General features: G+C 62.6%; 18 protein-coding genes. 8 read left to right on the forward strand and 10 right to left on the reverse strand.

The window, feature by feature from the left end; translation table 11 throughout:
* Positions 1 to 1344 carry a CDP-diacylglycerol--serine O-phosphatidyltransferase gene (pssA, locus tag PSH86_RS16260; protein WP_109754138.1) on the reverse strand — a complete coding sequence of 448 codons (1344 nt, stop codon included), beginning with the start codon at positions 1342 to 1344 and terminating at the stop codon, positions 1 to 3.
* Positions 1345 to 1465: 121 nt separating this feature from the next.
* Between pssA and PSH86_RS16265 the strand changes: the two genes are divergently transcribed.
* From PSH86_RS16265 to PSH86_RS16275, 3 genes are all read left to right on the forward strand, one after another.
* Positions 1466 to 2044 (forward strand): TetR/AcrR family transcriptional regulator, encoded by a 579-nt coding sequence (locus tag PSH86_RS16265; protein ID WP_109754139.1) that lies wholly within the window; start codon positions 1466 to 1468, stop codon positions 2042 to 2044.
* Positions 2045 to 2092: 48 nt separating this feature from the next.
* Positions 2093 to 2572, forward strand: a complete 480-nt coding sequence (locus tag PSH86_RS16270; RefSeq protein ID WP_212800885.1) for a nuclear transport factor 2 family protein — start codon at positions 2093 to 2095, stop codon at positions 2570 to 2572.
* A 317-nt stretch (positions 2573 to 2889) separates the two neighbouring features.
* Positions 2890 to 3291, forward strand: a complete 402-nt coding sequence (locus PSH86_RS16275) for a hypothetical protein (RefSeq protein WP_003202036.1) — start codon at positions 2890 to 2892, stop codon at positions 3289 to 3291.
* A gap of 36 nt (positions 3292 to 3327) precedes the next feature.
* Here PSH86_RS16275 and PSH86_RS16280 read toward each other — a convergent pair whose 3' ends face one another.
* The 4 genes from PSH86_RS16280 to PSH86_RS16295 all read right to left on the reverse strand — a co-directional run bounded on the left by PSH86_RS16280 (position 3328) and on the right by PSH86_RS16295 (position 7960).
* Positions 3328 to 5751, reverse strand: a complete 2424-nt coding sequence (locus tag PSH86_RS16280) for a TonB-dependent receptor (protein WP_305483736.1) — start codon at positions 5749 to 5751, stop codon at positions 3328 to 3330.
* Positions 5752 to 5818: 67 nt separating this feature from the next.
* Positions 5819 to 6763, reverse strand: a complete 945-nt coding sequence (locus PSH86_RS16285) for a FecR domain-containing protein (protein ID WP_305483737.1) — start codon at positions 6761 to 6763, stop codon at positions 5819 to 5821.
* Positions 6763 to 7272 (reverse strand): sigma-70 family RNA polymerase sigma factor, encoded by a 510-nt coding sequence (locus tag PSH86_RS16290; RefSeq protein ID WP_249015056.1) that lies wholly within the window; start codon positions 7270 to 7272, stop codon positions 6763 to 6765. Before PSH86_RS16290 ends, PSH86_RS16285 begins: the two co-directional genes overlap by 1 nt.
* A gap of 166 nt (positions 7273 to 7438) precedes the next feature.
* The gene (locus tag PSH86_RS16295; RefSeq protein ID WP_109754144.1) at positions 7439 to 7960 is read right to left on the reverse strand and encodes an SgcJ/EcaC family oxidoreductase; all 522 of its coding nucleotides are present in this window, start codon (positions 7958 to 7960) and stop codon (positions 7439 to 7441) included.
* 173 nt (positions 7961 to 8133) lie between these two features.
* On the opposite strand from PSH86_RS16295, the gene PSH86_RS16300 reads away from it, so the two are divergent.
* Genes PSH86_RS16300 through PSH86_RS16320 form a run of 5 tightly spaced genes read left to right on the forward strand, consistent with a single transcriptional unit; the run spans position 8134 to position 13683 of the window.
* On the forward strand, positions 8134 to 9318 hold the full coding sequence (locus tag PSH86_RS16300) for a sensor histidine kinase (RefSeq protein ID WP_305483738.1): 1185 nt from the start codon (positions 8134 to 8136) through the stop codon (positions 9316 to 9318).
* Positions 9315 to 9983 carry a response regulator transcription factor gene (locus tag PSH86_RS16305; protein WP_109754146.1) on the forward strand — a complete coding sequence of 223 codons (669 nt, stop codon included), beginning with the start codon at positions 9315 to 9317 and terminating at the stop codon, positions 9981 to 9983. The genes PSH86_RS16300 and PSH86_RS16305 overlap by 4 nt, the downstream gene beginning before the upstream one ends.
* The gene (locus PSH86_RS16310) at positions 9980 to 12292 is read left to right on the forward strand and encodes an ATP-binding protein (protein WP_204334251.1); all 2313 of its coding nucleotides are present in this window, start codon (positions 9980 to 9982) and stop codon (positions 12290 to 12292) included. Before PSH86_RS16305 ends, PSH86_RS16310 begins: the two co-directional genes overlap by 4 nt.
* The gene (locus PSH86_RS16315) at positions 12289 to 12756 is read left to right on the forward strand and encodes a response regulator (RefSeq protein WP_109754147.1); all 468 of its coding nucleotides are present in this window, start codon (positions 12289 to 12291) and stop codon (positions 12754 to 12756) included. Before PSH86_RS16310 ends, PSH86_RS16315 begins: the two co-directional genes overlap by 4 nt.
* 30 nt (positions 12757 to 12786) lie before the next feature.
* Positions 12787 to 13683: a helix-turn-helix domain-containing protein gene (locus tag PSH86_RS16320; RefSeq protein WP_176687787.1), complete on the forward strand. Its 897-nt coding sequence runs from the start codon at positions 12787 to 12789 to the stop codon at positions 13681 to 13683.
* An 84-nt stretch (positions 13684 to 13767) separates the two neighbouring features.
* Here PSH86_RS16320 and PSH86_RS16325 read toward each other — a convergent pair whose 3' ends face one another.
* From PSH86_RS16325 to PSH86_RS16345, 5 genes are all read right to left on the reverse strand, one after another.
* Entirely contained in the window at positions 13768 to 14595 is an 828-nt protein-coding gene (locus PSH86_RS16325; RefSeq protein WP_305483739.1) for an energy transducer TonB, read from the reverse strand.
* Positions 14592 to 15038, reverse strand: a complete 447-nt coding sequence (tolR, locus tag PSH86_RS16330) for a protein TolR (RefSeq protein ID WP_176687785.1) — start codon at positions 15036 to 15038, stop codon at positions 14592 to 14594. The genes PSH86_RS16325 and tolR overlap by 4 nt, the downstream gene beginning before the upstream one ends.
* Before the next feature lie 13 nt (positions 15039 to 15051).
* The gene (tolQ, locus tag PSH86_RS16335; protein WP_109754151.1) at positions 15052 to 15759 is read right to left on the reverse strand and encodes a protein TolQ; all 708 of its coding nucleotides are present in this window, start codon (positions 15757 to 15759) and stop codon (positions 15052 to 15054) included.
* Positions 15760 to 15823: 64 nt separating this feature from the next.
* Positions 15824 to 17740, reverse strand: coding sequence for a phytase (locus PSH86_RS16340; RefSeq protein ID WP_370873814.1), 1917 nt, complete (start codon positions 17738 to 17740; stop codon positions 15824 to 15826).
* A gap of 205 nt (positions 17741 to 17945) precedes the next feature.
* On the reverse strand, positions 17946 to 20468 hold the full coding sequence (locus tag PSH86_RS16345; protein ID WP_305483741.1) for a TonB-dependent receptor: 2523 nt from the start codon (positions 20466 to 20468) through the stop codon (positions 17946 to 17948).
* Positions 20469 to 20802 lie beyond the last annotated feature (334 nt).

Raw genomic sequence — 20802 nt, forward strand, 5'->3', positions numbered from 1 at the left:
TCACAGGATCCGGTAAAGCAGCCGTTCTATCCGCACCCGGCTGACCCGTTTCAAGAACCTGGCCACAGCCTCGGGGTAATCCGGCAAGGTTTCCAGGTCCAGGTAACGTCCGATCCGCTGGGTGTGGCGGTAGATCCGCTCCAGCTCGGCCTGGCGCGGCGCAAGCAACTCGCCCTTGGGGTCGTCCAGCAACAGCGCGTTTTCCAGGTCCAGGCGAAACGCCCGTGGGTTGAGGTTATTGCCAGTCAGCAAGGTGTAGCGCTCGTCGATCCACATGCCCTTGAGGTGATAGGTGTTATCCCCGTCACGCCATAGGTGCAGGTTCAACTGGCCGCTGTCGATCGCGCGCTGATGCCGCTTGGCGAAGCGCCGCAGGCTGATTTCGTAGAGGTAGGGCAACGCCGCGATGATCTTGAACGGCTCGCTTGGCGGAATGTAGAAGTCGTTGGCAGTCTTGTCGCCGACGATGATGTCGATCCTGACCCCGCGGGCCAGGGCGCGGTTGAGCTCCCGGGTCACCGCCAGGGGCAGGTTGAAATACGGGGTGCAGATGGTCAGTTGCTGGCGGCTGCTGGCGATCAGTTCACCGATCACCCGGCTCAGTGGATTGTTCTTGCCTACCCCCAACAACGGGCTTACCGACAGGCCGCTCTTGTCGAGACTGCCAACGCTGGTGTCATACGTCGCGTACTTGAGGCGACTGCGCAGGTCGCCGATGTCCTTGCGCAAACTGCGGGTGCTGGGCAGGTTCGGCAGGTCCAGGCGATGCACGGCCCTGGAGGTGATCAGGCCGTGCTGCACCAGGTGGTGCATCGAGTCGGCCAGTGCCGTGTTCTGCAGCAGGTGATAGCGGTCGTAGCGGTATTTGTCGAACTTGTGCAGGTAGACGTTATTCAGGCTGGCGCCGCTGTAGAGCACACAGTCGTCAATCACGAAGCCTTTCAAGTGCAGCACGCCGAACAGCTCGCGGGTTTGCACCGGCACGCCGTAGATCGGCACTTCGCTGGCATGGGTACGGGTCTGCTCCTGGTACCACGCCGAGTTGCCCGGCTGCTTCTTGGCACCGATCAGTCCACGCTGGGCCCGCAGCCAGTCCACCACCACGACCACGTCCAGTTCCGGACGCGCCGCTTTGGCGGCATGCAGGGCATCGAGGACTTCCTGGCCGGCCTCGTCCTCTTGCAGGTACAAGGCGACGATGTAGATGCGTTGGGTGGCCTGGGCGATTTTCTCCAGCAGGCAACGGCGGAATTGGGCGGCGCCATCGAGGATGGTCACCGCGTCGGCGGTCAGTGCAAAGCTGCGCAGCTTGGGCAGCAGGGAGCGTTTGAAAAGCGACGGCATAGGGCTCGCAAAAGGTCGATTCCGAAGAACGGATGAGCTTACACCATGGATGGGTTTGGGTCTTCCTGTCCTCAAGAAAAAAAGACTTGACCAAGGAGAACGATCATTCTACTTTTGTTCCATGAATGAAATTACTGGAAATGAAACACGAGACATCATTCTCGATGTCGCCGAAAAGTTGATCTATAAAAGTGGCATCGCCGCCACCGGCATGGACCTTCTGGTGAAAACCGCCGGCGTCTCCCGGAAAAGTGTCTATCGCTACTTCGCCAACAAGGACGACCTGATCGTGGCCGCCCTCAAGCGACGGGACGAACGCTGGATGCATTGGTTCAGCTCCGAGGTGGACAAGGCACCGACCCCGGCTGCACGGCTGCTCAACCTGTTCACCGTGCTCAAGGGCTGGTTCGACAGCGAAGGTTTTCGCGGCTGCGCGTTCATCAATACCAGCGGCGAAACCGGCGATCCGCTGGATCCGGTCCGCCAGGTGGCGAAGATGCACAAACAGAAATTGCTCGATTACGTGACCCGGCTGTGCGTCGAACAAGGGGTCGAGAACCCGGATGCACTGGCCCGACAGCTGCTGATTCTGATTGACGGTGCCATTACCGTGGCCCTGGTCATGGGCGACCATAGCGCGGCTGACCACGCCCAGGACATGCTGAAAATGTTGCTGCCTGTTGAGATACCCCACGTTTGATCCATTGAACCACCGTGCTATTCGTCAATGACCCACTGGAGATCTGCCATGTCTGCTTCTTCTGAAGTTCGTCCGCCTTTGCCACCGTTTACCCGTGAATCGGCGATCGAGAAAGTTCGCCTGGCCGAAGACGGCTGGAACTCTCGCGATCCACAAAAAGTATCCCTGGCCTACACGCTGGATACCCAGTGGCGTAACCGCGCCGAGTTCGCCCATAGCCGCGAGGAAGCCAAGGCGTTCCTGACCCGCAAGTGGGCCAAGGAGCTGGATTATCGGCTGATCAAGGAACTCTGGGCCTTCACCGATAACCGCATCGCCGTGCGCTATGCCTACGAATGGCACGACGACTCGGGCAACTGGTTCCGCTCCTACGGCAACGAGAACTGGGAGTTCGACGAGCAAGGCCTGATGTACAACCGCTACGCCTGCATCAACGACATGCCGATCAAGGAAAGCGAGCGCAAGTTCCACTGGCCGCTGGGCCGCCGGCCGGACGATCATCCGGGGCTGTCCGAGTTGGGGTTGTAATTGCCTCGACTGACCCATCGCTATCGCGAGCAGGCTCGCTCCCACATTTGGATTTCAGCGAACACACCTGTTGTGTCCGACTTGGATTCCCAGTGGGAGCGAGCCTGCTCGCGATGACGGACTGACATTCAACATCGAGGCTGACTGTTGCACCGCTATCGCGAGCAAGCTCGCACCCACAATAAAGCGGTGGGGTACACAGCAGCGCCAGACAAGCGGCCCCTCCAACAGGCTTGACCCGCCTGCCGCCAGGCATCACATTGCCTGGGCCGGCGATAAGCTGGCTGTTTCATCGTGCAGCAGATTTTGTGGAGCCCATGACCGCGTCGATCCCGATCCGTCCCCCCTGCCCGCCTGGTGTCTGTGATTGCGGCCGTGATGCGTTGCTGCAAGCGCCGGGCAGCGACCTGCGCATCCTTTGCCTGAATCGCCAGGAAGAAAAACGCCTGCTTGAGCGCCTGGAGAACATCCAGAGCCTCGACGAACTCCAGCGCCTGCAACAACGCTTGTACGAAAACCTGGGGATCCGCCTGAGCGTCGAGCCCGGCTACAACGAAGTACGGACCATGCGCGGTATCGCCATCGAATTCCAGGACCAGCCAGGGCTGTGTCGCAAGATTCGCCAATCGATTCCCGCCGCCATCCGCCGAGGGCTGGAAAAACGTCCCGAGATTGCCTGGCGACTGCTGGATGCCCACGATCTGTTTCGCGATATCTGAACCCAGCCAGCTCCGTCCCTGGAGCGCCCCATCAGCTTAGAAATCAACCGTCGCGGACAGCAGGTAGGTGCGCGGCGTCGACAGCGTCAAGCCAGGCTCACTGTCATCCGACGCGCCGGCCGAACTCCAATAGCGCTTGTCTGCCACGTTTTCGATGTTGGCCCGCAAGGTGATGTTCTTTTCATCGACCTTGAACCCGTAGCGGGCGCCCACGTCGAAGCGTTCCCAGGAATCGATTTGCTTGGTGTTGGACTGGTCCAGGTATTGTGAGCTGGAGTAGATGCCGCGGGTGGTCAGGGTCAGGCCCTGGACGGTCGGCACATCCCACTCGGCGCCCAGGTTGACGTTGTACTCCGGTGTCGCAGGCGCCCGATTACCATCGAAGGTCCCACCGGTGGTGTTGGTCAACTTACTGTCGATGTACATGACCCCGCCGAGCAACCGGGTGCCCTTGACAGGTTCACCAAACACATTGAGTTCCACGCCAGTGTTTTCACGCTTGCCATTCGGGCCGAAAACACGCGTCGTGGCGTCGGTGGCGTAGGCAGGCTGCTTGATCCGGAACACGGCAGCGGTGACGGCGAGCGCTCCAGCGTCATACTTGGCGCCCACTTCGACCTGGCGACTGACGAACGGCGGGAAGATCTCATCTTCGTTCACCGACGTCGACGGCGCGATCTTGCCCTGGCTCAGGCCTTCCATGTAGTTGGCATACAGGGACAATCTATCGGTGGCCTTGAACAGGATGCCACCCGACGGCGAGACCTTTTCCTCATCGTAGGCAGTGGGACCTTTGACACCGTCCGACCAGTCGTCAACCTCTACTCGCTGCCAGCGGGCGCCAAGGGTCAGCAGCAGTCGATCATCGAACAAGCCCAAGGTGTCGGACAACGCCAAGCCGCTGAAGTGGTTTTCGGTGTAGACCTTGGGATCCTGTCGCGTTGGGTTGCCTGGCGTCGATGTTTCAACCGGGTCATACAGGTTACTGCGGCCGTTGGCATAGCGCGCACCGCCGTTTGTGAAATCCATGTAGAAATAGCTCGCCGCCAGGTTGACCTCATGGCTCACCGGACCGGTATGGAACCAGTTGCGTACGCCCGCATTGGCCGTCTGGACGTTTTCATCCCGGGTAAAGTCCCGGGGAGAAACGGTGAAGTCACCCGCATCATTGGTGACCGAAACGGCATGCCGGAGGAAATCATGATTGCTTTTGCGCGCCCCCACACCGCCGTACAGCATGACCGAATCGTTGACATCGTACTCGGCGTTCACTGTACCGAAGGTGTCCACGGTCCGTGCCTTGCTCCAGGCTTGCGCATAGTTGCGGCGAACATCGCTGGCGTGGGGAACCTGGGCGTTGGCGCCGACCTGCACGCGCTCCTGGGGTGCGTCGGTATCGCGTTCGGTGTGACCGATGTCCGTCGAGAGGCGCAGGCGCTCACCGCGAAAATCCAGGCCCAGCACCGCCATCTCGCGGTCCACGCTCTGGTGGTCCCATTCGGTATCGCCCGCCTGCTTCACGCCATTGAAACGAATACCGAACTTGTTGTCTTCACCAAAGCGCCGCCCGACGTCCACGGCACCGCCAAGTTGGTTGTTGGAGGCATAGTTGCCGGTGAACGAGGTGATGGGTTTATCGGTCGCGCGCTTGGGCACCACGTTGATCCCACCGCCCACGCTGCCCCGTGGCGAAATGCCGTTGATGAGCTGGCTCGGGCCCTTGAGGATATCGACGCGCTCGGCTATCTCCATGTCAATCGTGTATGTCGGCAGGACGCCGTAGAGACCGTTGTACGCGACGTCACTGTTGAACAGGCTGAAACCGCGAATGGTGAATTGCTCATAGCGCCCGCCCGCCGGGTTGGTAGCGCGGACCGAGGGGTCGCTGGCGATCAGGTCACCCAAGGTACGCGCTTGCTGGTTCTTGACCGCCGCGCTGGTGTAGGTGGTCATGCTGAACGGCGTTTCCATGAAGTCCCGCGAGCCCAGCAAGCCTTGCGAACCACGACGAGCAACCTGACCGCCGGCATACGCCGGGCTGTCCTCCGAAGCCGTGGCGCCCAGAATCGAGGTAGGTGCCAGTTGCAGGCTGCCGCCTTCCGGCACCGGGGTCAGGATATAGGCCTGCTCACCCACCGCTTGCAGTTGCAGGCCCGAACCCCGCAACAGTCGGGCAAACCCCTCCTCTACCCCAAACTCACCCGAAAGCCCGGCGCTGTCCCGACCACTCACCAAGGCCGGATCCACCGAAAGGTTGACCCCGGCCAATCCGGCGAACCGGGTCAACGCCGCGCCGAGGCTGCCGGCCGGCACTTGATAGCTGCGCCGGGCAGCCTCGTCGGCCAGGCTCGATGAGATAAAGAACGGGCTGGTGCTCAGGCTCAGCATGAGGCTCAGGTTCAACAGCGGACGCCAGCCGGCAAGGGCCGGGCGAAAACGCAAAGGTGCAACTGCGGACATTGGAAAGCGCTCTCATTTTTGTTCAGTTGCCTTGAATGACAAGCGAGACAAAAAAAGGGGACAGGCGTCAGGCGATATTTTTGCGAAGCGTCAACGTGACCCAGTAGCGCGTGCGCATGTGCACATCCAGCGGCAGGCTGGCGGCAAGCAGCGCGAGGATTCGATCGGTGTTGTCCAGGCGGAAACTGCCCGTGACTCGCAGGGATTCGAGGCTTTCGTCCCAACGCAACACGCCGGGACGGTAGCGGTCCAGTTCTCGCAGGAAATGCCCCAGCGGCTGATCCTGGGCAACCAATACGCCGTCACGCCAACCCAGCTGTGCCACGTCGAACGCTCTCACTGGCCCCGCACCCGAGGCCTGGAAGTTGACCTGCTGGCCCGCTTCCAGTCCAAGCAATGGCCCGCGCAGTGGGTGCAGTTGCGCCGAGCCGCTGATCACCGACACCCGGCAATCGCGCTCGCCCAGGTACACGCAGACTTCGCCACCACTGATCGTAACGAGCCCATAGGGGGACTGAACGGACAGCGGCGTGCTCCCGGCGAGCTTGAGGGCCATCTCGCCACGTACCAGCACCAGGCGGCGCGCCTTGAGGTCCAGGTCAACGGCGCTGTCGGTGTTCAGTTGCAGCACACTGCCATCGACCAGCGACCAGCGCCGTTGCTCACCCGTGGCGGTGTGCAAGTCAGCGCGCCAGGTCTCCAGCGGCAGCTCTCGCCCCAGCAGCCAAGCGGTTGGGACCAATGCAGCGACGCCCAATGCACGCTTGAGCACTTCGCGTCGGGCCAGCGCCGGACGGTCCAGGGTTGCCATGCCCAGGGAGGCGGGCACCCCGGCGAAACGCTGGCGCAATCGCAGGGCCTTCTGCCAGGCCGCCTCGTGATGAGCGCTGCTGTCGCGCCAGCGTTGCAGGGCCGCCGAATCGAACGCGGCCCCGTCAGACTCCATCAGGGTCAACCAGCGAGCGGCCGCCCGCGCCGCTTCACGGGCTTCAAGCGAAGGTGCCGAGCGCATCAGAAATCCACCAGCAGGCAGTGCTCATAGGCCTGGGCCATGTAGCGTTTTACGGTGCGCTCGGACACTTGCAGGCGTTCGGCGATCTCGCGATAACCCAGGCCTTCAAGCTGGCTCCAGAGAAAAGCCCGCCGTACCAAGGGCGCCAGGCCATCAAGCAATTCGTCCAGGGCTTGCAGGGTTTCCAGCAGCAGCCAACGTTGTTCCGGTGACGGTGCGCAGGCTTCAGGCAGGCCTGCCAGGGCGTCGAGATACGCCTGTTCCAGGTTTCGCCGGGTGTAGAAGTTGCTCAGCAGGCGTTTGCCAACGGTCAGCAGATATGCCCGGGGCTCTTGCAGGTCAGCCAATGGCCGGGAACTGGCAAGAACCCTCAGGAACGTATCCTGGCGCAGGTCCGCCGCATCCCAGGCATTGCCCATGCGCCGACGCAACCAGCCTTCCAGCCAACTACCGTGGTCACGGTATAAAGCATGGAGGGAATGCTCCGTCGGCGTAGCTGCATCACACATGTCCAGAAGCCTGCGCAAAGTCTTAAATGAGACTGATTCTAATTAATGTTCGCGCGTTAATCCAAGCTCTTTATACAAAGTGTGTCTAATAACCGTTCGGAAAAACCCTACCCTGTGTGAGCGAGCTTGCTCGCTCCCACAGACAGGTCTTTTGCAGGCAGCGTTATCAGTGACTGGCGTGCAGGGTCTTCGGCACCTCAGGCATGGCCGATGAGTGATGGTTGATGATCTTCCACTGGCCGTCGAGACGCTCATAGAGGAAGGTGTAGCGCGCCTGGACCTCGCGCTTGGAACCGTCGGCCTGGGTGAGCGTGAAGGTATAGACGCCACTGTCCATCGCCGCATCGGGTCCCAGATGGCGGATTTCCCGGTAGTTGATTTGCCCGACCGGTTTGCCTGCCAGGAAATGCTCGAAGTAATCCTGGATCTGCGCCGGCGTGTTGCGCACCTTGTTGGAAACAGTCGGTTGCAAAATCGCATCCGGGGCGTAGAGGCCGGTCACGGCGCTGGCGCTACCGGTTTGCAGCGCGGCGTTCCAGCGATCGAACAGGGCCGCGATCTCCCGGTCATTCACATTCTTGGGCTGCTCGGCCACCGTGCGATACACGTAGGGCGTAGCCTCGAGAGCCTGGACCAGCGGCGAAGCCAGCAGGAATAAAGCAGCGATGGCGCAGGTTTTCATTTTCATCAAAGCGTTCCTTTGGGTTTCAATGAGCCCACTTTGCCGGCGTTCCCGGCCTTCGCCATCGGCCAACCGGTGCCAATCGCCTATGCCGTTCGGCAGATAGGCCCGGTGCCGGTGACACGTTCTAATGACGCCACCGCGAACCGGACCGGTCCTCTTCAACGCTGGAGCTACTCATGCAAAGCCTACCCCATGACCCCGGCAGTGCCCTGGCCATTCGCAGCCAGTATCGCCAGTCGCAAAGCCGTGCAGCACGCCTGGGCCTGCTGCTGGGCGCCGGCCATGAACTGACGCAGTTGCCCTTGTCGGCCATGCGTCAACGTGCGCTGCAACGGGCGTGCGCGTTCATGGCCATGGATCATGGCCTGTTGTTGGAGTGGGCGCCGGGCCACCCGCTGCGCACCCTCGCCAGCCACGGCAGCGCGGAACGACTTGAGCTGCTCGCTAACCTGGCCCAGCCGCAAACGCCCGGTCCACAATGGCTCGAATTGCCCGGCAGCGCCCTGCCCCAGGTCTTGCGGGTGCCGTTGCGTGCCTCTGACGGCGTGGCGTTCGGGGCTTTGCTGCTGGGCAACAGCCTGGCTCTCGGCGCGCCGGACAACGAAGACATCGAATCGCTGCAATTGCTCGCGACGCTGTTGGCGGCGCACCTGGAGAACAGCCGCTTGCTCGAAGCGCTCCAGGCCCGCGAGCGCACCATGTCCGAGCTGGTCCACCGCTTGTTCAGCGCCCAGGAAGACGAACGCAAGCGTGTGGCGTACGACCTGCACGATGGCCTGGCGCAGAACCTCGCCGGTTTGCACCAGCGCTTGCAGGGCTTCGCCGGTCGCTGCCCGTCGCTACCGCCGGCCCTGGCGAGCGAGTTGCAAAGCATCCTCGAGCTGGCCCAGGGCTGCGTCGGCGAAGGCCGGCAGTTGATCGGCGGCCTGCGCCCCCACGTATTGGATGATTTCGGCCTGTACAAAGCCGTCGACAAGGAGGCCGATCGCCTGCGTGACGCGGGCCTGACGGTGACCTGGGCCGAGCACAGCACCGCACGCCTGCCGGGCAACACCGAGATCGCCCTGTTTCGCATTGCACAGGAAGGCATCAACAACATTCTTAAGCACGCCCAGGCCCGCCACGTGCGTTTGGGCTTGGCGGTGGAAGACGGGCACGCTTGCCTGCGCGTGGAGGACGATGGCCGCGGCTTTGCCCTCGAGCAACCCATCGAGACCAACGGCAGCTGCCATTTGGGGCTGGCCGCCATGCAGGAGCGCGCCCATTTGCTGGACGGCCACCTGAGCTGTTGCAGCCAGCCCGGCGACGGCACCCGACTACTGGCCAGCGTGCCACTACCGGCTCACGGAGGACACCCATGAACCAACCTTTGCGCCTGCTGCTGGCCGACGACCACGAAGTCACTCGCACCGGTTTTATCAGCATGCTCGCCGGCAGCCCGGGATTCGAGGTTGTCGGCCAGGCCCGCGACGGCCAGGAAGCCCTCGACCTGTGCGATCGGCTGAAACCGGACATCGCGATTCTCGACATCCGCATGCCCGTCCTCAACGGCCTGGGCGCGGCGCGGATCCTGCAGCAGCGCCAGCCGGAGGTCAAAGTGATTATCTTCACCATGGATGACAGTCCCGACCACCTCGAAGCCGCCATCGGTGCAGGCGCGGTCGGCTATCTCCTCAAGGACGCCAGCCGCGATGAAGTGCTCGACGCCCTCAAACGGGTTGCCCAGGGCGAAGAGGCGCTGAACAGTTCGGTCAGCGCACGCCTATTGCGCCGTATGGCCGAGCGTGGTGCGAACGGCGCCACTCAAGTCCAGGCTCTGACCGCCCGGGAGCGCCAGGTATTGGGGCTGGTGGCCGGCGGTTTCAGCAACCGTGAAATCGGCGAAAAACTGGGCATCGCGCCCGGCACGGCCAAAGCCCACGTAGAGCGGGTCATTGGCAAGCTGGGCGCCGCCGATCGCACCCAGGCCGCCGTGCGCGGCGTTGCCCTGGGCCTGGTGGCGCAACCCGCCGGGCAATGGCCATGAGGTTTCTCGCCGCCCGCCGCTGGGCCGACTTGCCGTTGCGAGGCAAGGCCCTGGTGGTGATTTCCTTGCCCCTGGTGGTCCTGCTGCTGTCGCTGGTGCTGATCTACATCACCGAACGCCAGACTGCCCGGGCCGAAGAGGATGTGCGCCGGGTGCTGCTGGTCCAGGGTGATATCCAGACAGTCCATACCCTGCTGGCCGAGGCTGCGGCCAGCGTGCGGGGTTACCTGCTGACCCGGCGCGAAGATTTCCTGCCCAGCTACGAACAGGCCACCCCGCTGATCCATGCCGCGTTGCAGCGCCTGGACCACAACATTCGCGATGCCAGGATGCGTGAACACCTCCAGACCATCACCCCGCTGATCGCCGACAAACTCGACGGCTTGCTCGCCTTGCGCAACGGCAAGCGCGACGACCCCGAGGCCATCACCGCGATCCTGATCGAAAACAAGCAGGTGCTGGACGTGCTGCGCGAGCAGATCAGCGCCATGCGCATTCGCGAAGATGCCCTGCTCGCCGACCGCAGCGCCGCCGCCTCGGCCACGCGCATGCGCCTGTTGTTCGCCACGTTGCTGGCGGCGGTGTGTGGACTGCTGGGGGCCATTGTCGCGGTGCTGTTTCTGTCCAAGGGCATTGTCGCCCGGGTCCAGCAGGTCCAAGGCAACGCCCAGCGCCTGGCCCTGGGCCAACCCTTGTTGCCGCAACCGCCAGAGCAGGACGAAATCGGCCAGCTCGGTACCCGTCTCGTAGAAGCCGGACAATTGCTTGCCGAACGCGAGCGGGCCCTGCGCGACAACGAGGAGCGCTTGCGGCTGATCATCGATGGCGTGAAGGACTACGGGATCTTCGCACTCGATGCCCAAGGCTATGTCACCACCTGGAACGCTGGCGCCGAACGGATCAAGGGCTACACCGAGCAGGAGATCATCGGTCGGCACTTTTCCCTGTTCTATTTGGCCGAGGAATGCCCGGCGCACCCGGACATGGCCCTGCGCGAAGCCACCCGCGACGGTCATTACATGGAAGAAGGCTGGCGTTGCCGCAAGGACGGCAGCCGCTTCTGGGCCAGCGTGGTCATCACTGCCCAATACGATGGCACTGGCGCCCTGCGCGGCTTTTCCAAGATCACCCGCGACATCACCGACCGCCGCGCTGCCGAGATCGCCCTGCGCACCGCCCGCGAAGAAGCCGAGAGCGCCAGCCGGGCCAAGAGCGAGTTTCTTTCTCGCATGAGCCACGAATTGCGCACGCCATTGAACGCTATCCTGGGTTTCGCTCAATTGCTGGACATGGACTCCACGGCCGGCCAACGCCCCCAGGTCAGCCATATACTGCGGGCTGGCCAGCATTTGCTGGCGTTGATCAACGAGGTGCTGGACATTGCCCGGATCGAGGCCGGTCGCCTGCCGCTGAACATCGAACCGATCGCCCTGTCGACGGTGCTGCACGAAGCCCTGACCTTGGTTTCACCGATGGCCGCCGACGCCGGGATCCATTTGGCCGAGCTGCCACCGCTGGCGGATGGCTGCGGCGTACTCGCTGACCGTCAGCGCCTGGTGCAGGTGTTGCTCAACCTGCTGTCCAACGCCATCAAGTACAACCGGCCCGGCGGCGAGGTGCGCATCGAAGTCAGCGTCCAGGCCCATCAGGTGAGCATTGCCGTCAACGACACCGGCCATGGCATTGCCCCGGAACAGCTGGACCAACTGTTCAAACCCTTCGAACGCCTGGGCGCCGATCCCCAGGTCGAAGGCACCGGCCTGGGGTTGTCCTTGAGCAAGAGCCTGCTGGAAATGATGCAGGGCAACCTGCAGGTCCACAGCGAGCCCGGACACGGCTGTTGTTTCACCCTGCAACTGCCGGGTACCGAGGTGGTTGGCGCGCATCTGCCGCCCATTGCCGCGCTGGCGGTGACGCGTGCACCCGTGGACTATCACGGCAAAGTCCTGTGCATCGAAGACAACCTGTCGAGCCTTGCGCTGATCGAAACCCTCATGCAGCGCCGTCCCGGCATTCAACTATTGTCGAGCATGCAAGGCCAGATGGGCCTGGACCTCGCCCGCCAGCACACTCCGCAACTGATCCTGCTGGATGTCAGCCTGCCGGACCTCGAAGGCCTGGAAGTCTTGCGACGCCTGCGCCAATCCCCGACCACGGCGACCATACCCGTGCTGATGATCACCGCCGATGCCAGCGACCTGACCCACCGCGCCCTTCACGAGGCCGGTGCCACGGCGATCCTGACCAAACCTATTCATATCCAGGCCTTCCTGGGCCATCTTGAGCACTATCTACCGGAGCCCGCATGAATCGCGACTTGCGCATTCTGATCGTCGACGATCAACGCCCCAACCTGGACCTGATGGAACAACTGCTGGCCCGCGAAGGGCTGCACAATGTGCTGAGCAGCACCGAACCTTTGCGTACGCTCGACCTGTTCAACAGCTTCGAGCCGGACCTGGTCATCCTCGACCTGCACATGCCGGCGTTCGACGGCTTTGCCGTGCTGGAGCAACTCAACCGGCGCATTCCGGCCAACGACTACCTGCCCATCCTGGTGCTGACCGCCGACGCGACCCGTGACACCCGCCTGCGGGCCCTGGCCCTCGGTGCGCGGGATTTCATCAGCAAACCCCTGGACGCACTGGAAACCATGCTGCGCATCTGGAACCTGCTGGAAACCCGGGCGCTCTATAAGGCGTTGCGCGAGTTGATTCCGTCTCAATCCATCGAACTGTTGCGCCAACACCGTCCTACCGCCGACCCGGCTTGACCCCGGGGGCTCTCACGAGGCCATCGAAGCATGGAAGTCACCGAACGAACATCGGCAACCGGCCTGCAGGCACACATACGCGGCGAGCGCCTGGCGACGTCCGATGGCGTATCGGCCAAAGACATCCTGGTCGAGATCTTTGTCCGTGAGCGCAGCGAAGCACACATCGTCGTGCCGGCGGTGGCCGAGCCGTTGCTCGTCTGGGTGTTGTCCGGGGAAGCCATCGTCGAGGAGCGCATCGCCAACCAGGACTGGGAAGCGAATAGCGTGCGCAGCGCGGATTTCTTCCTGACCACATCCCCGGTGCCTTACGAGATGCGCTGGCAAGTCACCAGCCACGAACCATTCGTGGTCATGCATGTGTACCTGGGGTTGGCATTGCTGGAGCGCGCCATTGCCGAAGCCGGCGGCAGCGGTGGGGTCCAGTTGCGAGAAGTCTCTGGCGGACGGGATGAAGCACTTTCAGCCTTGCTCGAACCGATTCGGGCAGAGTTGACCCGGCGCGGTGAAACCAGTGCCTTGCTGATCCAGGGCATGGCGCAATGCGTAGCGGTGCACTTGGCACGGCATTACCTGGATGCCGATGCCGACGACATGTCCGGACGTAACGCCCTGCCCGCCTTCAAGCTCAAGCGGGTTATCGAACTGATGGAACAGCGACTGGCCGAACCCTTCTGCCTCGGTGACCTGGCCCAGGCCATCGGCCTGAGCGAATACCACTTCAGCCGCCTGTTCAAGCGCGCCACCGGGCGTTCGCCCTCGCAGTACTTCATCCAGCTGAGAATGGCCCGGGCCCGGCAACTGCTGATGGAAACCGAGCGCAGCGTCATCGATATCGGCCTGGAGGTCGGGTATGGCAGCGCCAGCCACTTCTCCCAGATCTTCCGCCGCGAAGTGGGCGTGGCGCCGAGTCATTACCGCAAGTAAAGGCCTGATGGCGCCATAGTGAGGTTCTGGCGGTGTCGGGAACGATCGAACGGCCGCACAGGTACTTTCTACCAAGCATGCATTTCATTTGATCCGGTAGTGAAAGGTATTGCGCACCGCCGGCACCGTCACCGCCCTGCCATCAATGATTCGCGGTTGATAACGAAACGTCTGGGCGGCGGCCAGGGATGGCCGGATGAACAGGGGGTGGCAACCCTCGATGACCTTGGGGTTATCGATCCGCCCGTCCGGCATCACGCTGTATTCCACGGTGCAATCGCCTTCCAGCCCCTTGTCCAGGGCGCGTTGCGGATAATCCGGGGCTTGCTTGCTCAGGGGTTGATAACTGCGGCTGTCGGCGGTGGCCTGGCGTGCCTGCTCGGCAAGGCGTTGCTGGGCAAGCTCTTGTGCCTGCCGGGCCTGCCGGGCCTGACGCTGTTGCTCGGCGACCTGCTGTTCGGCGTCTTGCCGGCGTCGTTCGTTTTCCTGGCGCTCGCGCTGCTGTTGGGCCTGTTGCTCGCGCTTCTGCTCCTCGACCCGTTTACGGGCCAAGGCCGCCTGTTCCAGTTTCTGCGCCTGGATTCGCGGGTCCACGACCGGCTTGGCAGGAACGGGACGAGGCGCATCAATGGGTGGCGGTGTGGATTCGACCAATGGCGCGGCGACAGGGATGACAGGGGCCGGGGCCGGCGCTTCGGGCACCGGAGCCGGCGGCAACATCACCAGTTGCGTGCGCAACACCCGGGGCGTCTCGACGGTCGGCTTCCCCACGTTCCAGCCCAACACCAATAACAGCGCCACGCCGGCGTGCAGGGCCACGGCGAGCCCGGCCGCCAGGCTGTTTTTCCAAACACCGTGGCGGTTCAGCGTCGGCGTACTCAAGGAGGCACTGTGCATGATCATCGTCGTCATTGCGGCGCCTCGGTCACCAGCCCGAGATTGCTCACGCCACCCTGCTGCAACGCAGCCATGGCCGCGACGACCCGGCCATAATCGGCATGCTCGTCGGCGCGGATGTACACCTGGGTATCGCTGCGCTCGGCCACGACCTGCGCCACCTTGGCACGCATCTGCTCCAGGTCCACGGCGCTGTCGGTCTGGTGGCGTGTGTCCAGCTCACCGCCCAGGTTCCAGTAGTAACCGCCCTCGGCCTTTACCGACAGGGTGAGAATTTGCTGGCGGCTATCGTTGGTCAGTGCCTCGCTGGCGACCTTGGGCAGTTCGATCTTCACCCCCTGGGTCAGCATCGGCGCGGTGACCATGAAAATCACCAGCAGCACCAACATCACGTCGATGTACGGCACCACGTTCATTTCGGCCTTGGGACCGTGCTTGCGTTGTGGCTTGACGAGCATCTGCCCTCTCCTTTCAAGCGGCCGAGGCCAGGTTCACCGGGGCACCGTGCAGCTTGCGGTGCAGACGCGCCTGCAGCTCGTTGCCGAAAGCGTAGTAACGGGTCAGCAACGTCTGGCCGCGGGCCGCAAAACGGTTATAGGCAATCACCGCCGGAATCGCTGCGAACAAGCCGATGGCCGTGGCGATCAAGGCTTCGGCAATGCCCGGCGCCACGGTGGAAAGGCTGGCCTGCTGCACCTGGGACAGGCCAAGAAAGGCATTCATGATCCCCCAGACGGTGCCAAACAAACCGATGTAAGGGCTGACCGAACCAACGGTGGCGAGAAACTGCAAACCTTTCTCCAACTGCACTTCCTGTTCGCTGATCGCCACCTGCAGCGAACGCTCGACGCCTTCGAGCACCACCTCGGGCGTGCTCGAAGGCTGGTTGAGCTGAGTGAAAGCCAACAGCCCCGCCTGGAAAATCGGTGTGACGCCGCCGTCTTCTTCGCGCACTTGTGCGTGCTCCCTATACAGGGGCAACAGATCCTGGGTGCTGCGAAAACGCTGCATGAAACCGTTGAACTGGCGCTCGTTGCGTTGCAACACGGCGCTGCGCTGGATGATCAGGTACCAGCTCAATAGCGAGGCCAGCAGCAACGTGAGCATGACTGCCTTGACCAGCAGACTCGCGTCGCTGATCAGGCCCCAGATCGTCATGTGTTCCAAAGTGGCTTGCATGGTTGAAACTCCTGTCTGGCGGTTATTCGATGAAATGTTCGTGACCGGTTGATGACAACGCCGCTCAAGGCAGGCGTAGCGCTTTCGCCACGTCGGCCCAGGGCACGAACTTGAAGTTCTGGGCCTGCTCGGGCATGCGCTTGCGGCCGTCCTGGACCACCAGCATTCCCTGGCTCCAAGGCCCGCCGAGGTTCACCGAGGTCACCTCCAGGCCATCGGTTTCCGATGCCCCGTCGATGCCTGCGGCAGCGTTCAGGCCGACCCGGAACGCGCCCCGCACGGCATAAGGCGGCTGGGCATCGAGCACCAGGTAGCTGTCGTTGCCCTGGCTGGAGATCACCAGGTAGTCGCGGCCCTTGGCCCGGTACAAGGCCATGCCCTCGACGTCGGCGTGCAACGACGGGCCGACCTTGATCACACTGCTCAATATGGCCGGTTGCTCGGCCCGGGCATCCACCGCCCAGACGCCGACGTCCTCTTCACCGAGAAACAAGCGCTGGCGCTGCTCATCGGCCACGCAACCTTCAGGCTGGCTGTCGACGCTGAACTGGCGCACCAACTGGCCTTTCACCACGCCATCCGGCGCGCTCAGGCGGTACTGCACGAAGCGCCCGTCCTTGCCGTTGGCAAAGGCATACAGCTCACCTTCGGCTGGTTGGAACAGGCAGATGCCGTAGATTTCCTTCAGTGACGTCGTAATCTCGCCCGCTTCGCGCAACTCGCCACTGGTGCGGTCGATGCTGAATAGGCTCAAGCTGTTGCGATCACGATTGCTGGCCACGGCCAGGTCGACGGTTTGCGTGCCCAGCTTGAAGTTCGCCCGCACATCGACGTTATTCAGGCGTCCGACCGGCAGCTCCTGCAACAACTTGCCGCGCAGGTCGTAGGCCAGCAGGCCTTGCTTCTTGTTGGTGCCCAGCACCCGGCTCAGCCCGGGCGTCGTCGGATGAACCCAGATCGCCGGGTCATCGGCTGCATCGCCCTGGCGGGCCACTGGCTCGCTCTGGACGATGGCGGCGACACTCGGCAGGACCGGCGGCAAAGGCACTGGCGTGGGTTTCCAGCTGATTTCGCCTTGGTACAGGTGACCGTTGTCATCGTCGCGCAGCAGCACTTCAATGCCACTTTTCGTCAACCGCGCCGCGAGGTTTTCCGGCTCCTTCAAGCCCGCCAACGGCAGATTGGCTTTGGCGCTCCAACCCTCTCCCTGCTGCTGATACACATGCAGTTGCGCCGCTTCCGGGTCCAGCCCCAACAGGCCTCCCGGCAACACGGCCATGGCCCCGGCGCTTTGCCTGAGGTCGCCGAACGGTGCGCGCATCGCCACGGGCACCCGCACGGTCTCGGCCTCAGAGGATGCCGGATAGGCCCACCAACCCACCCGTTCCTCGTTGACGAACAATTGATTGGCGCTGTCCTGCACCTGGCAGGTCTTGGCATCCGGCGGCAATGGCAAGCCGCGCACCCGTTGCGCGCTGTCGCTCAGGCGCTCGCCATTGCCCACCAGCCATTGCTCGCCCTTGCCCTCCTCGCCGACCAGGAACACAAACAGGTTGCTCGCCCCGTCGCGATAAAGGCACAGGCCGTTGACCGGGAAATCCCGCACGGGCAGGTACAACGGCGTATCCCACTGACGGTTTTGTGGATCGAGGCTAACGATCAGGGCTTGCTGGCGCGTGCTGTCGAGGCTGGCGACCAACACGTTCGCGCCCTGGGCACGGCTATCGACACCTTCGAAGCTGCCCTTCAGGCGCGTCAGTTCGCGACCCTGGGCATCGAGCAAGAACAAGCCCTCGCGGGCACTGGCCAGTCGCTCGGTCGTCGAAGGGCCGGGCAGGAATGCCAGAGCGTTGATCGACAGTTGCTCGGCTTGAGACCAGGATTGCAGTTTTAGCCTGGGCGCTGGGGCGGCCGCCAGGGCGGCGGCGGATGCCAGGCTGATCGCCATCGCCAGTAGGTAGCGCTTGGGTAAGAAAAACATCGTCTTCAACGGGAAAATCCTTGTCATTCAGTCAGACTCAAACGGGCTTGTTGCTCACTTCTATTGCCAGGGAATTCATCTGTGGGAGCAAAGCTTGCTCGCGATGCAGGCGCCTCGGTTTCCGGGAGACCCGTGTCGTCTTCGTCGCGAGCAAGCTTTGCTCCCACAGCCAAATCCTATTGCCACAAGTGATCAGGCTCGCGATTCAGAAATGGGTAAAGGTCAGCCCCAGCTTGTAGGTCGGGCCGTACTCTTCGTACTGGCCGTTGTAGGAGCGATGGCCGGTGTAGACGAAATACGGCTCGTCGGTAAGGTTCTGGGCTTCCAGGCTGACTTGCAGGTTCTTGGTCAGCGAATAGCGCGCGCTGAAATCGACGAAGGTCTGGGCGTCGACGTGCAGGTCATGGTCGCGGTCGCTGATGGACGCCAGCTCGAACAGGTACGCTGACTTGTAGTTGGCCGACAGCCGCAGGCTCAGCCTGTCGTTTTCCCAACCCAACATCAGGTTGCCGACCGTGTCCGACTGGTTCGGCAGGTCGATGCTGCGCTTGCGCTGGGTACCACTGGCCTGGTCGAAGCCTTCGATTTCGGCATCCGAACGGCTGAAGGTGGTGTTGGCCCCCAACAGCAAGCCGTTCCAAGGCGCCGGCAACCAGTCGAATTTTTGCGAGTAGGCCAGCTCCAGGCCATAGAGTTTGGCGCTGTCGCCGTTGGCGTAGCTGTGGGCTTCGGCGAAATCGGTCCAGGCGCCCGTGCCGGCCAGGTCGGTGTTGTAGACGAAGTTCTTGATGTCCTTGTAGAACACGAAGGCCGAGACCGTGCCGGCGTGGCCCATGAAGTGCTCGATGCCCAGGTCCAGGTTGCTCGATTCCAGCGGCTTGAGGTCCGGGTTGCCGAAAGTCGCCTCATCATCGTCGATGACAAAACCCGGCGCCAATTGCCCGAAGGTCGGACGCACCACGGATTTGGTCCACGCCGCACGCACCTGGGTGTTCTTGTCCAATTGGTAGCGTGCATGCAGGCCCGGCAACCAGTGGTGATACTTGCGACGGGTCTCGGTATCGGTGAATACGCCGTCGGTGGCGCCGGTGCCCTTGGCCTCGAACTCGGTGCCTTCGTAGCGCATGCCGGCGATGAAACGCCAGTCATCGATGTCGACGGTATTCATCAGGTACGCGGCGTTGATGTCCTCGCTCATCTTGAAGTCGTTGACGCGCGACTCCTGCTCGTCGAAAAAGTCATCGCGATTGAGGCCGCCGATCAACTGCTTGATGGCATCGGCGCTGATGCCCGGGCCGAAGCGACCGAGGCGGTAGTCCACATTGCCTTTCTGGAACTGCCCCAGGTTCAACTGCTCGTCGGTGAAGCCGAGGTCGTCGAAATCCTCGTAGACCCAGGCGTCCAGGTCGTTGTCCTTGTTCCGTCGACTGACTTTGCCGCCGAATTTGACTTGGGACGCATAGCCGCGCAAGTCGTAGTCCCGGGCCAGGTCCAGACGCAGGTTTTTCTCGGTGTCGGTGGTCTTCTGCTGTTCCCAGTCCACCTTGTCGAGGCTGAAGTTGGCCGGATCGTAGAACCCTGAGCCGATAATCGGCCGGGGCTTGTCGTTGTCGTAGAAACCGCCGTTGAAACCATCGATGCCTTCGAAGGTGGCGCCGGCAATGTGGCCGGGGCTGTCTTCGCTCGATTGGCTGTAGCCGCCCTGGCCACTCAAGGTCCAGAGACCGAACAGGCGCTCACCGCCGAGTACGTAGGATTGGATCTCCTGGGTTTCTTCACGTTGCTTGAGTTTGCGCTGGCCCTCGGCATCACCCAGTTCACCGGCAGCCTGCGGGTCTTCAAAGGCGATGCTGGTGGAGTTGCGGATTTCGCTGTCCTTGTAGCGGCTGTACAACGTGCGCAGGTAATAGCTGCTGGAGTCATCGGGCTTGTAGTCGAAGTTCAGCCCGCCACCGGCCCGCTCGCGACGAATGTCGTAGTCGCGCTGTTCGAACTCTTCGAGGCGTGAGCCTTGCTCGAAATCCCAGGCACCGCCGGTTTCGACGTTGTCCGAGCCGAAGTCACGCTTCTGCCAGCTCAGCGCTGCGGCCACGCCGAAGTTATCGATGCCGTCGCCGAGGCTGAAGCGATCGCTGATGGCTCCGGAGAATTTCGGGCTGGTCTGGCCGGTGTTCTTGTCATAGCTGGCTTCGCTGCTGCCGGTATAGAACAGACCCTTGTGGTCGAAGGCCGAGAGACTTTTGACGTCCACCGTACCGCCCAGGGAATAGGCGTCCATGTCCGGTGTCAGGGTCTTGATCACCGACAAGGATTGCACCAGCTCCGAAGGCAGTACATCCAGGGCAACGGCCCGCCGCTCGCTTTCCGGGGCCGGCACCAGCGTGCCGTTGATGGTCACGCTGTTGAGGTCCGGCCCCAGGCCGCGCACGCTGACAAACCGACCTTCGCCCTGGTCGCGCTCGACGCTGACCCCGGGCAGGCGCTGCACGGCTTCGGCGACGTTTTCATCCGGCAATTGCGCCACACCGTCGGCATGCACGACGCTCTTGATGCTGTCGGCGCTGCGCTGCTCCTTGAGGGCCTGGTCGATGCTGGCGGCCTGGCCAACCACTTCGACGTGTTCCGTGGCCGCCTGCTCGGCGGCGCTCAAACGCTCACTGGCAATGGCCATCGCCAATGCGGTGAACGTGAAACCGACGAACCCGGCAGTGCTGGTGCGGTGGTGCATGGTGGTCCTCCCCCAGGAATCCGAACTTCCGCCAGGCAATGGCCCGGCAACTGGGAGGGCACGCTAGGGGTGGGGAATGACGGTTCTGTGACAGGGCTTGGCCGTGGAGGCTGGAATAGGCTGATTTAGGCGGGCTGGCGAGTCGGAATGAGCTGAAATGACCTGTTTTACAGACTCAGAGAATCTGAAGGGCGAAGGAATTTGGCGAAACGTCGCACCGCTGTGGGAGCAAAGCTTGCTCGCGATGCAGGCGCCTCGATTCCCTGAAAAACCGCGTCGTCTTCGTCGCGAGCAAGCTTTGCTCCCACAAAATCCGCTCGCCACAATGAGATAG

The sequence above is a fragment of the Pseudomonas sp. FP2300 genome (assembly GCF_030687595.1).
GTDB lineage: Bacteria > Pseudomonadota > Gammaproteobacteria > Pseudomonadales > Pseudomonadaceae > Aquipseudomonas > Aquipseudomonas bijieensis.